We start from the raw sequence: 12,505 nt of genomic DNA, 5'->3' as shown, positions 1-12,505 counted from the left end.
AAATCCAGCAACAACAAGGCCAAACTCGAACCGCAACGCAAATAAATAACGGCCACAAGTGTAAACGATTTAGGCTGCTTGCGATACCTTATCCCGAACGGGAGGGTCATTCGCCAATGAGTTTACCGCATGCAAGTAATCGTCCCCATGGTTACGGTAGCAAGCTTTCTGCAGCCACTGGCGTGGCACTCGACTGAGTGTATAATAAGTGAATAATTGGGCGCCATCCAACCGGCTAAAAATAAGACCAAGCGGCGCGCCCTGCTGGGCAAGATTGAAAACAATAGGTTGCTGTTCTGGCGGCGATCCCGTTTCAAGGGTGCGACTTGTTGTTTGCATCAATTCATTTGGAGATATGATTATGTCAATGGCCGACCGCGATGGCTTTATCTGGTACAACGGCAAACTGGTTGACTGGCGCGATGCCACCACCCATGTATTAACCCACACCTTACATTATGGCATGGGTGTATTTGAAGGCGTCCGCGCCTATGAAGCCAAAAATGGCACTGCCATTTTTCGTTTGCAAGACCATACCAACCGCTTGTTTAACTCCGCCAAAATTACTGGCATGCATCTGCCTTTTAGTAAAGAACAGATTAATCAGGCACATATTGAAGTTGTGAAGGCCAATCAATTGGCTTCCTGTTACTTCCGCCCAATGGCGTTTTATGGCGCCAATAAATTGGGCGTTGCCCCCGATCAGGATGATGTTCAAGTGATTGTAGCCGCTTGGCCTTGGGGTGCTTATTTAGGCGAAGAAGGCATGGCTCGTGGCATTCGCGTTCAAATTAGCTCATTCACGCGCCATCACCCCAACATCACCATGATTAAAGCCAAGGCCAACGGCAACTACATGAATTCCATCATGGCCAACACCGAAGCCACACGCAATGGCTATGATGAAGCCATTATGTTGGATGCACATGGCTTTGTTGCCGAAGGTTCTGGCGAAAATGTATTCATGGTGCGCGATGGCAAGCTCTACACCCCTGCTTTGGATGCAGCATTAGATGGCATCACCCGCCGCAGCGTTATTGCCATTGCCGGTGACATGGGCTTGTCTGTGGAAGAAAAACGCATCACGCGCGATGAGCTCTACACCGCAGATGAAATTTTCTTCTCCGGTACCGCCGCCGAAGTCACCCCCATTCGCGAAGTCGATGGTCGAGAAATTGGCTGTGGTGCACGAGGCCCTATCACCACCGAAATCCAGCAGCGTTATTTCGATATTGTGCGCGGTGAGAACCTCAAATACGAGAACTGGTTAACTTATATTGACTAATGCGTTAATATCAACAGGCTGCCTGAAACGTTCAGGCAGCCTGTTTCGCGTTTGATACTCAAGGAATATAACATGAGCCAAGACCACACCAATCCGGTAATCAGCATCACCCCTCACGACTTACCCCTACATTGTTCAGGCCCCAAACATGAAACTTGGAACGGCCATCCCCGCGTGTTTTTGCCGATCCAATCCAATAGTGATATTGAATGCCCTTATTGTGGCACCATTTATCACTTAAATGGCGAAGCGACAGCCATCATTAATGGCCACAGACAAACACATCAAATTTGGCTATCAATACATTATAAAAGCCAATTGGCGTTCATAGGCACACTCTGGCAAAGTAGTCGGCATCGAATTTATAAACCCATTTTTAAGGAATCAATATGAGTGACGTAAAACACAGCAAACTGATTATTCTGGGCTCTGGTCCTGCCGGTTATACCGCCGCCGTGTACGCCGCACGCGCCAATTTGCAACCCACTTTAATTACTGGCATGGCCCAAGGCGGCCAGTTGATGACCACGACTGAAGTGGATAATTGGCCTGCTGACGCCGATGGCGTGCAAGGCCCAGATTTGATGGCTCGATTCTTGGCTCATGCCGAGCGATTTGGCACCGAAATGGTGTTCGACCAAATCAATCAGGTGGATTTACACAATCGCCCTTTCACTTTGAGCGGCGACATGGGTACTTATACCTGCGATGCTTTGATTATTGCCACAGGCGCCTCTGCCAAATACTTAGGATTGCCGAGTGAAGAAACCTTTGCCGGCAAAGGTGTTTCTGCCTGCGCCACATGCGACGGCTTCTTTTATAAAAACCAAGATGTGGCAGTGGTTGGTGGCGGTAATACAGCGGTTGAAGAAGCATTGTATTTGGCCAACATCGCCAAAACCGTCACTGTGATTCACCGTCGCGAAGTGTTCCGTGCCGAAAAAATCATGGTGGATAAATTAATGAAACGGGTAGAAGAAGGCAAAATCATCCTCAAATTGAATGCCCAATTGGACGAAATTTTGGGTGATGATAAAGGTGTGAATGGTGCCCGCTTGGCTTACCAAGATGGCAAAAAAGAAGACATCGCTGTGGCCGGCGTGTTTATTGCCATTGGCCACAAGCCCAACACCGATATTTTCAAAGGCCAGTTGGACATGGATGCCACCGGCTATTTGATCACTCAAGGCGGCAACGATGGTAATGTCGGCGCCACCAATATTGATGGTGTATGGGCTGCCGGTGATGTCAAAGACCACATCTACCGCCAAGCCATCACCAGCGCCGGTTCAGGCTGCCAAGCTGCCTTGGATGCAGAGCGCTACTTGGATCATTTAAGCTAATCCAAGCTGATTCACCTTCATGGGTGCAATATCAAAGCCTCGTTTATCGAGGCTTTGTTGCGGTTACCAGCACCCATTCTGGTCGGTGTATATAATCTTGGTTATAATGCACGCTTCGTGTGAACGCAAAACCACTCTAAGGACAATAACATGGGCTTTTTGCAAGGCAAAAAAATCCTCATCACCGGCATGATTTCCGAACGCTCAATCGCTTATGGCATCGCCAAAGCATGTAAAGAGCAAGGTGCAGAATTGGCATTTACCTATGTGGTGGACAAATTAGAAGAGCGCGTACGTAAAATGGCGGGAGAATTGGGCTCTGATTTGGTGTTCCGCTGTGACGTGCAAAACGACGACGAAATTAATCAGGTTTTTGTAGATTTGGGTCAGCATTGGCCGCAACTAGATGGATTGGTGCATGCCATTGCGTTTGCACCCAAAGAAGCCTTGCACGGCGATTTTCTCGACAGCATTAACCGCGAAGCATTCATGACGGCACATGAAGTATCAGCCTACAGTTTGCCGGCACTGGCCAAAGCAGCTCGCCCACTCATGACGGGTCACAACAGTGCTATTTTAGCCCTCACCTACCTGGCGCCGTGCGGGCCATACCAAATTACAACGTAATGGGCATGGCCAAAGCCAGCCTAGAAGCCGGCATTCGCTTTACTGCGGCCTGCTTGGGTAAGGAAGGTATTCGCTGTAATGGCATATCGGCTGGTCCAATTAAAACCTTAGCAGCCTCTGGCATTGCCAATTTCGGCAAATTACTGGCTCATGTGGCTGCCCAAAACCCCATTGGCCGCAATATCAGCATTGATGAAGTAGGCAATACAGCTGCATTCTTGTTGTCTGATCTGGCTTCCGGCATCACCGGTGAGATTACTTATGTCGATGGCGGCTACAGTATCAATGCTTTGGGCGTAGCCGAGGAATAATAAGCGGTTAATTGTTTGGTGGCTTACCACTGTATTTGGCACGATGTGTCACTGAGCGTATCATAAACATTCATTAACACACGCCATGATTCATGTGGTGCCTAAACCTTTATCAAGAGGATAAAACGATGAGCTTATTGAGCGATTTTAAAGCCTTTTTATTGCGCGGCAACGTGGTCGATTTGGCCGTGGGTATGGTTGTCGGCACAGCATTTACAGGCATGGTCAAATCCTTAGTGGATGATGTGATTATGCCACCCATAGGCTTGCTGATTGGCGGCGTGGATTTCTCCAACTTGTTCATCACCCTCAAAGAAGGGGCCAAAGCCGCCGGTCCTTACGGTACACTGGCCTCGGCTAAAGCTGCTGGTGCTGTCACCATGAACATTGGTTTGTTTATCAACACCGTGATTAGCTTGATTATTGTGGCTTTGCCATTTTTATGGTGGTGAAACTGCTGAGTAAATTACAGAGTGAACCCAAAGCTGCTGACCCGGACACCAAAGAATGCCCAGAATGCTGCACAGAAATCCCACTCAAAGCCAAGCGCTGCCCTCATTGCACTGCTGAATTATCCTAATTTGTCCCAGTTTGCACAGGCTGCCTGAAACCCATTCAGGCAGCCTTTTCTTGCTGAATTTGAATCGCATTATTAATCATGCGCATGTCACAAGGAGAATAAAGCATGACCCCATCTTTCGATATGAATTTTAACTCAGCTACATATCAATTGGATGCATGTGTTGGCCACACCCCTTTGGTACGACTGCAACGCTTAGCCGCCCACACGCAAGCCACGGTATTGGCCAAATTGGAAGGTAACAATCCAGCAGGCTCCGTGAAAGACCGCCCTGCTTACCATATGATTGTGCAAGCCGAGAAACGGGGCCAAATACACCCCGGCGACACATTGATTGAAGCCACCAGCGGCAATACTGGCATCGGACTGGCCATGGTAGCAGCCATGCGCGGTTATCAAATGACCCTCATCATGCCCAACAACATGAGTCAGGAACGCAAAGATGCTATGTTGGCGTATGGCGCAAAGCTGATTGAAGTTACCCCGGAACAAGGCATGGAAGGCGCCCGGGACTTGGCTCAACGCATGCAAGCCGAAAGCAAAGGTTTGGTTTTGGATCAATTCGCTAATCCCGACAACCCGGATGCCCATTACCACACCACTGGGCCAGAGATATGGCAACAAACTGGTGGGCGCATTACCCATTTTGTCAGCGCTATGGGCACCACCGGCACCATCATGGGCGTATCTCGCTATTTAAAAGAACAAAATCCTGCCATTGAGATTGTGGGCCTCCAGCCAGCCGAAGGCGCCAGTATTGCCGGCATTCGCCGCTGGCCCAGTGCATACCTACCTAAAATTTACGAGGCCAGCCGCGTAGACCGCATCATTGATATTCCACAATTGGCAGCAGAACAAACTATGCGCGCCCTAGCCCGGCAAGAAGGGATTAGCGCAGGCGTCTCTTCTGGTGGCGCCGTTTGGGCTTCTTTGCGCTTAGCAGAACAACATCCTCATGCCGTGATTGCGTGTATTGTGTGTGATCGGGGTGACCGCTATCTCTCTACCGGCTTATTTTCCATAAGTGATTAAGATTCAATACACGACCTTCATACCCAAAAACGCACAGCCAATCAGGCGTTGTCATTAGTGCAATAGCAAAGGCTGCCTGAAAAGGTGTCCAATAACCACGACTGAATCTGATCGACTCAATGTAAATGTAAAAAAGGCTGCCTGAACATTCAGGCAGCCTTGAGGTGGGTATAAACCACTGTTTAACGTTCAGACATCGCCATCAAACTGGCATTGCCGCCCGCAGCAGTGGTATTCACACTCACACTGACTTCTTCAAACAACCGCAATGTGTCTACACCCTCAGATGCCGCATATACCCGCACAATTGGGCCGTTACTCTCGGCCAAATGTTGCTTGAGCGCCAAGGGTAATGGCATCAAACACAGCACTTGGCTAATGGCTTGATCCTGTGGTGCTGCCGCTACCACCAACCAATCGCCCAAATGATCGCGCCATAAGGCCAGGGGGTGCTCAGTGCCCACCACAGCACGGCTGCCTGAAGCCACCAATTGCGTCAATGCCACCAAAGACTGCACCAAATCGCCGCCAAACAACCATATCCGTTTGGCCGCATGCCAATGCAAAGTATTGCGCTCACCAGTAGGGCCATCCAATACTGCTTCGGCTTCACGCAGCTGTCGAACTTGTGCCGACCGCGCAACGGCCTGAATAGCCAATTCATCATCATGCGCCAAACCCATTTGCGCTACCACAGCGGCCAATCGCGTCAGCGCAGCCTCATCAGCTTGCGGTTTATGCGTAATCGGCGGCATACGCCAAGCAGCCGTTTTGACCAGACGCTGCAAATAAAACGGTCCACCCGCTTTTGGGCCAGTACCAGACAAGGCATGCCCACCAAAAGGCTGCACACCCACTACTGCGCCCACGATATTGCGGTTTACATATACATTACCAGCCTCAATGCGTGCACAAATATGTGCCACCGTTCCATCAATGCGACTGTGGATACCGTGTGTTAACGCATAGCCTTTACTATTGATTTGATCAATAACTTCATCCAGCTGGTCCGCCGCATAACGAACCACGTGCAAAACGGGGCCAAATACTTCGCGTTTCAATTCACTCAAATCATTGAGCTCAAACAACACCGGTTGAATAAAAGTACCATCCGCTTCTGGTGCCAAAGCAATTTCATGGACATCACGTGCTGCCGATTTCATATGATCAATGTGTTGCTGCAACTGATTTTGCGCATCAACGTCAATCACAGGGCCAATATCGGTATGCAGTAGCTGTGGATTCCCTACCCGTAATTCGTCCATGGCACCTTTGATCATGGCCAACATCGTATCGGCAATGTCATCCTGCACACACAACACACGCAAAGCCGAGCACCGCTGGCCTGCCGAATCAAACGCCGACTGCAATACGTCAGCACATACTTGCTCAGCCAGAGCCGTGCTGTCGACAATCATGGCATTTTGACCGCCTGTTTCCGCGATCAATACGGGATTGTCTTCGCGGCGCGCCAGATTTTGATTGATGCGGCGCGCCACATCAGTTGAGCCAGTAAACAATACACCATTAATTCGGTCATCTGCAGTGAGCGCGGCACCCACATCGCCCGCACCCAAAATCAGCTGTAATGCACCTTGAGGCACGCCCGCTTGATGCAACAGACTAACGGCATAATGCGCAATCAAACTGGTTTGTTCTGCGGGTTTGGCAATCACCGTATTCCCACTCACCAATGCAGCCACGGTTTGGCCCACAAAAATCGCCAATGGAAAATTCCAAGGGCTGATGGTTACTAAGGTGCCCACAGCCTGTGCATCTTCAGGCAATCCGGTTTCCGCTTGGTAGGCATAATAACGGCAAAAATCCACAGCCTCGCGTACTTCCGCCACTGCATTGGCTAAGGTTTTGCCCGCCTCACGCACGGCCAGCATCATCAACGTTGCCTGATTGGCTTCCATGGCATCAGCAAAGCGGCGCAAACAGTCTGCGCGCAGTGCAGCAGGCTGTTCCGCCCATTCAGACTGCGCTGCCACTGCCGCCGCCACTACAGCAGGCACCACGCTTACTATACTGAATCTGGCTGTGCCCACCACATCTTGACAATCTGCCGGATTGATAACCTGATGAACCACATCCGTCTGTTCATCCACAGCCAATAAAGAGGTTGCCTGAAAAGGTTGTTCAGCCGCTTGGTTTAAATCAATTTGCAATTGCTGCAACACCAATTCATTGCTCAAATCCACACCGGCTGAATTGTCGCGCTCTGTGCCATACAATTTTCGTGGTAAAGGTAGCGCAGCATGCATCTGACCATGGTAGCTTTCTGCCACGTCTAACGGACACTGCACCAAGTCATCAATGCTGACATTTTCATCCACGATTTGGTTCACAAAAGACGAATTGGCACCATTTTCCAATAAACGGCGTACCAAATACGCCAACAAGGTTTCGTGCGTGCCCACCGGTGCATAAATGCGCACCCGTCGACCCAGATTTTTCTCACCCACCACTTGGTCATACAGCGTCTCACCCATGCCATGCAAACACTGAAATTCAAACTCTTTGCCTGCGCCCATTTGATAAATAGCAGCCAAAGTATAGGCATTATGCGTGGCAAACTGAGGGAACACCGCATCTTGTGCCGCCAACAATTTTCGGGCGCATGCCAGATACGACACATCCGTATGCGCTTTGCGGGTGTACACAGGATAACCATCCATGCCATCCACTTGCGCCCATTTCACTTCGCTGTCCCAATAGGCGCCTTTTACCTGACGAATCATCAGACGCTGACCATGCCGGCGCGCCAAATCGATCAAAAAATCAATCACAAAGGGACACCGTTTTTGATACCCCTGAACCACAAAGCCAATGCCATTAAATCCTTTCAAATCTGGATCACCCACGATGGCTTCCATCAAGTCCAACGACAATTCCAAGCGATTGGCCTCTTCCGCATCAATGTTCAAACCAATGTCGTATTGCTTGGCAAGCAAAAACAAAGACTTTAAGCGTGGCAACAACTCACTCATCACACGCGCATGCTGAGCACGGCTGTAACGCGGATGAATGGCGGATAATTTAACTGAAATGCCATTGCCATCGTACACGCCGCGGCCAGCGCTCTGCTTGCCAATGGCATGAATGGCATTCACATAGTCTTGGTAATAGCGTTCGGCATCAGCATCAGTCATTGCCGCTTCGCCCAGCATATCAAATGAAAAGCGATAGCCCATTTTTTCGCGTTCAGCACCATTTTGCAACGCTTCTTCAATGGTTTGGCCCGTCACAAACTGCTTGCCCAACAAACGCATAGCATAATCCACACCTTTTCGTATCAGCGGTTCCCCGCCTTTACCGAGCATGCGCGTCAAAGCCGCACTCAAATTCTGCTCATTGGTTTGGCGCGTGAGTTTGCCCGTGATCAGCAGCCCCCATGCCGCCGCATTCACAAACAATGACGGGCTGTGATTCAAATGCTTCTTCCAATTACCACCAGACAATTTATCCTGAATCAATTTATTACGCGTGGCTTTGTCGGGTATGCGCAATAAGGCTTCGGCCAAGCACATCAACGCCACGCCTTCTTCGCTGGATAAAGAAAATTCATGCATCAAAGCATCCACACCAGAAGCCTTACTGCGGTTTTGGCGCACTTGCGTTACCAACCGTCGCGCCAGTTTGGCCGCTTCTTCTTTTTCCAGTGCCGACAATTGTGCACGTTGCAGCATGTCGGCCACAGCCTCGCCTTCATCACGACGATAGGCATGCGTAATAGCATCACGCAACGCTGTTTGTTGACGGGCAAAAGCAAACATAAATACTCCTCAATGGGCAAAATAAAACAGCCAATAGGCCATAACCTGAAGGCTGCCTGAACCAAAATAATGGGCATGAACAATGAAGCAGATTATAGGTGATTTTGCAGTGGGCTACGATGTCAAAAACCGAATGTAAATCAAGCCTTAAGGAAAATGTGATTATAATTTAATCAAGCACAAATAAAACTTCCCCATCAATATGTTAACGCTGTTATCCACATCTTCTCCGCCAAACTATACGCTGAATGGCAGTACAATCTATAAAGTGAATAGTCTTCAAACAAATCCTATACCACAAGCGCACAATCCCTAAATTACTGCTTAAAATATAGGCAATGGTATTTTTTCACAACAACACAAGCTGTTAAACCAGTTATCCCCAATCTGTCAGCAGGAACGCACACAACCCATGTCGATAACCCTATGCACTACCCCCCATTATCAACATGAACTATTTCTTATCTGAAATCAAAGACCCATCTCTTTTTTCCACAACTTATCCGCCGCACCATCCACCGCTTGGTCAATTTTATATCTGCGTTGATTCAAGCAACATAGTTGCCATAGCGACATGTCCTCGCAACCACATGTAGATGGCACTTGCTGATTAACGGTATTACAGACACAATTCAAGCTGATTTTCGCTTCAGGTTGAAACCATGAAATGCCCTTTTTGCCAACACACCAACACACAGGTTATTGATACCCGTCTAAGTGAGGAAAACAACAGCATTCGCCGTCGCCGCCGCTGCCTGGCATGTGATCGCCGTTTCAGTACATTGGAAACCGTAGAAATGCGTATGCCACTCATCATCAAACGCACCGGTGAGAAAGCCTTATTTGATCCAGCCAAGCTCTATACCAGTTTAAGCCGTGCACTGCACAAGCGACCCATAGACAGTGAGACCATAGAAGAAACTGTGGCCACCATAGAAACCCGTTTATATCATTTGGGTGTCAAAGAAATACCCAGTCAAATCATTGGTGATATTATTTTGGCCGAGTTGGCACATTTGGATGAAGTCGCTTATGTACGCTTTGCTTCTGTTTACAAAAGTTTTCATGACGTCTCTGAATTTACCCAAGTCATTGCCGCATTAAATAAAAAATAACAAAGCCTGCTGACAACTTATTTATAAAATGATGATTCCACCCAATCCGCACCCTTTACCACATCAGCCACTGCTGTGCTACTGATGCTAATTTGCTATACTTATTTGAAATAAAAATTCACTTGGATATATCCATGAAACTAACTGCAAATGGTTGCATTTTAATTGGCATGATGGCACTTTCTCTTGCTGCCTGCTCTGACAAAAATGACACTTCCGTATCACTCAGCGCGAGTGAAGCAGCATCCGCCAGTAGCACCAGTAGCCCGACTAATTCGGCGCCTGTGTCTCAAACACTCACGAGTACAGATGGCAATGTGAGCATTGTGGTCAATCAGGGTCAATTTACAGACCAAAGCAGTGATGCAGCCAATTGGGTTACCAAAGACGAAAGCACCAACCTCACGCTGTTACAACGCGACGACAGCAATAACATCACGCTGTCGGTGAACAGCTTAGGGGCTCCAAAATTAAAAGCGGATGACTATTTCAAAAAATTATCATCTTCACTCAAAGCCAATGGTGATCTGAATAATGTCAAAGTAGGCATGGCCACAGACAACCGCATGAACTACCGATTTAGTCACAGCAGCAATGAGCGTAGTTTAAATGAAAATTGTGTGGCCTTGTATGGCGCCAATAATTTGTATGTCGTGTGCGCCAGCAGTGATTCCGCGAGCGACGAACAATTATCGAATACATTAAAAAATATTTCAGTGAAAAGTTAAAGCTCATTTCAATCAGTCACAACTGCGCACTAGAGTGCCTCTAAAATAAACATCGACGTCAGTAGATCAGACAGCGATCACAGTAATGCGATCGTTTCGTCTTTGTGTATTCAATGTATCAAGGCAATCATATACAGCATGAATGCCTGACATCCATTTCCCACGCATCCTGCATAGACAATAGGCTGCCTGAATAACCTAGGTTGATTATTGTTTATGATCACTTGAGTGGTATTGATACCCAAACGCAACACCCTTTAACCAATTCAACCCAGCCAATCATAAATACTTGATTTCTTATCCTAATAAGCATTTAATTCGAACCGTATTGGCTATGCTCATTGCATTCACATTAAAATAAATAACCTTACGGCACCAATCTGGTGCGTTTAGAACATATTTTTGGCCAAACACTCGTTAAACAGCAGCCTTCAATAGAAAGAATCCGCGCTTTGGTAACAATAAATAAGCCATTAAAAATAAATGATTATTATTAAAGTGGTCTTATTTTTTAAGCCATTATTAAGGATACAAAATGAATAAAATATATAAACTCATCTGGCAACCATACACAGGCACATGGACCGTATGCTCTGAGTTAGGAAAAACCAATAAAACCAAATCGCCTTTGTTAACAGCAGCAATGGCACTCATGTCATTTGGTGGCTTGATGTTGATCAACCCTGCATTTGCTGCTTGCGTATCCAGTAATGGCATAAATACAAACAGCTCTTATGCCCAAAATGGCGTGATTACATGTAACGGCACCACCACAACCACTGCCATTAATGGCTCGCCAGCTGGCTATGGTTATAATATTACTGGCAACTATTTTACCAATACCATTTCTCAAGACACATCTCAAGTGCTGCGCTGGAGCAATGCTACGGCGGCGACGAATATGCAGATTAATGTAAACAGTGGTGCCTCGGTTACGGGTTCCGGTTTAACCAAAGGGCTATTGTTGATGCACACCGGCTACTATACAACCAACGGCAATGGCACCAATGTGGTGGCATCTTGGATTACCCCAGATAGTCATCCCTCTATGACGATTACCAATAATGGTACAGTGTCTTATACCAATAGCACCAATACCCAAAATTCCAATACCAATTTATCGGCGGCGGTGGCGATTGAAGCAGATGACAGTCCTGTAGACCAATATGTGCTCAACCATGGCACTATTAGCTCGCAGTCTGCTTTTGGGGTCATAGTTATGGATTTCGCCGTGAGTGGAAGTTACACTTACACAGTCAGAGACCCTGATTCTTACCAATACTCAAGCGGCAATATCGTGGGTATTGAAAACAGCGGCACAATCACAAAAACACAGGCATAATTGACGCCAGCTCATATTACAGCGGACACTCTGCGGCCGTGGCATTAATGGTTCCGTTAGCCAAAGAAGTTTATGTTAAAAATACCAGCACTGGCGTAATTGATGGCCTAGAAAATGGCATCGATGTTTTAACCTATAAAGTAGGTAATGCCCATATTGACAATGCTGGTACCATTTCTGGTGGCACCAATGGTATTAACCTGAGCCCGATTAAATTAACCAGCACATTAGGCTATACACCAACACTGACAACCCTCACTAATACGCAAACTGGCAGCATCACCGGCGGCACGAATGGGTTAAACAACCAAGGCACTATTGGCACCATCAACAACGCGGGCACCATGACAGGGACAAGCGCAT

At 47.7% G+C, this 12,505-nt stretch carries 8 protein-coding genes and 3 pseudogenes; 10 read left to right on the top strand and 1 reads right to left on the bottom strand.

Annotated elements, in window-relative coordinates; translation table 11 throughout:
• Window positions 1-355: 355 nt before the first annotated feature.
• From A2F46_RS03095 to cysM, 6 genes and pseudogenes are all read left to right on the top strand, one after another.
• Window positions 356-1,285 carry a branched-chain amino acid transaminase gene (locus tag A2F46_RS03095; protein WP_066566523.1) on the top strand — a complete coding sequence of 310 codons (930 nt, stop codon included), beginning with the start codon at window positions 356-358 and terminating at the stop codon, window positions 1,283-1,285.
• A 72-nt stretch (window positions 1,286-1,357) separates the two neighbouring features.
• Window positions 1,358-1,534, top strand: a pseudogene (locus A2F46_RS12885) (zinc-finger domain-containing protein); the annotation flags it as partial.
• 140 nt (window positions 1,535-1,674) lie between these two features.
• A complete protein-coding gene (trxB, locus tag A2F46_RS03085; RefSeq protein WP_066566518.1) occupies window positions 1,675-2,628 on the top strand; it encodes a thioredoxin-disulfide reductase in 954 nt (317 codons plus the stop codon).
• Window positions 2,629-2,778: 150 nt separating this feature from the next.
• A pseudogene (gene fabI / locus A2F46_RS03080) lies at window positions 2,779-3,566 on the top strand (enoyl-ACP reductase FabI).
• A 128-nt stretch (window positions 3,567-3,694) separates the two neighbouring features.
• Window positions 3,695-4,146, top strand: a pseudogene (mscL, locus tag A2F46_RS03075) (large conductance mechanosensitive channel protein MscL).
• A gap of 105 nt (window positions 4,147-4,251) precedes the next feature.
• Window positions 4,252-5,178 (top strand): cysteine synthase CysM, encoded by a 927-nt coding sequence (gene cysM / locus A2F46_RS03070; RefSeq protein ID WP_066566516.1) that lies wholly within the window; start codon window positions 4,252-4,254, stop codon window positions 5,176-5,178.
• Window positions 5,179-5,360: 182 nt separating this feature from the next.
• Here cysM and putA read toward each other — a convergent pair whose 3' ends face one another.
• Window positions 5,361-8,957 (bottom strand): bifunctional proline dehydrogenase/L-glutamate gamma-semialdehyde dehydrogenase PutA, encoded by a 3,597-nt coding sequence (gene putA / locus A2F46_RS03065; protein ID WP_066566514.1) that lies wholly within the window; start codon window positions 8,955-8,957, stop codon window positions 5,361-5,363.
• 662 nt (window positions 8,958-9,619) lie between these two features.
• Here putA and nrdR point away from each other — a divergent pair.
• The 4 genes from nrdR to A2F46_RS03045 form a co-directional block, all read left to right on the top strand.
• On the top strand, window positions 9,620-10,072 hold the full coding sequence (gene nrdR, locus A2F46_RS03060) for a transcriptional regulator NrdR (RefSeq protein WP_066566512.1): 453 nt from the start codon (window positions 9,620-9,622) through the stop codon (window positions 10,070-10,072).
• Between the two features lie 134 nt (window positions 10,073-10,206).
• Window positions 10,207-10,800: a hypothetical protein gene (locus A2F46_RS03055; protein WP_066566501.1), complete on the top strand. Its 594-nt coding sequence runs from the start codon at window positions 10,207-10,209 to the stop codon at window positions 10,798-10,800.
• 535 nt (window positions 10,801-11,335) lie between these two features.
• Window positions 11,336-12,142, top strand: coding sequence for an ESPR domain-containing protein (locus A2F46_RS03050; protein WP_066566498.1), 807 nt, complete (start codon window positions 11,336-11,338; stop codon window positions 12,140-12,142).
• A 38-nt stretch (window positions 12,143-12,180) separates the two neighbouring features.
• Window positions 12,181-12,505: hypothetical protein (locus tag A2F46_RS03045; protein ID WP_231867690.1), on the top strand; the 325-nt coding region annotated here is incomplete at its 3' end.

Origin of the sequence: Snodgrassella sp. CFCC 13594 (assembly GCF_001590725.1) — a bacterium.
In the GTDB taxonomy this organism is placed as follows: Bacteria; Pseudomonadota; Gammaproteobacteria; order Burkholderiales; family Neisseriaceae; genus Snodgrassella.
The sequence above is the reverse complement of the archived record's forward strand: the minus strand, read 5'-3'. Positions and strand labels throughout refer to the sequence as shown.

Excerpts from the sequence above, each read along its gene's own strand:
- A2F46_RS03050 (WP_066566498.1), top strand. The coding sequence starts at position 11,336 with ATGAATAAAATATATAAACTCATCTGGCAACCATACACAGGCACATGG.
- nrdR (WP_066566512.1), top strand. The coding sequence starts at position 9,620 with ATGAAATGCCCTTTTTGCCAACACACCAACACACAGGTTATTGATACC.
- putA (WP_066566514.1), bottom strand. The coding sequence starts at position 8,957 with ATGTTTGCTTTTGCCCGTCAACAAACAGCGTTGCGTGATGCTATTACG.
- trxB (WP_066566518.1), top strand. The coding sequence starts at position 1,675 with ATGAGTGACGTAAAACACAGCAAACTGATTATTCTGGGCTCTGGTCCT.
- A2F46_RS03055 (WP_066566501.1), top strand. The coding sequence starts at position 10,207 with ATGAAACTAACTGCAAATGGTTGCATTTTAATTGGCATGATGGCACTT.
- cysM (WP_066566516.1), top strand. The coding sequence starts at position 4,252 with ATGACCCCATCTTTCGATATGAATTTTAACTCAGCTACATATCAATTG.
- A2F46_RS03095 (WP_066566523.1), top strand. The coding sequence starts at position 356 with ATGATTATGTCAATGGCCGACCGCGATGGCTTTATCTGGTACAACGGC.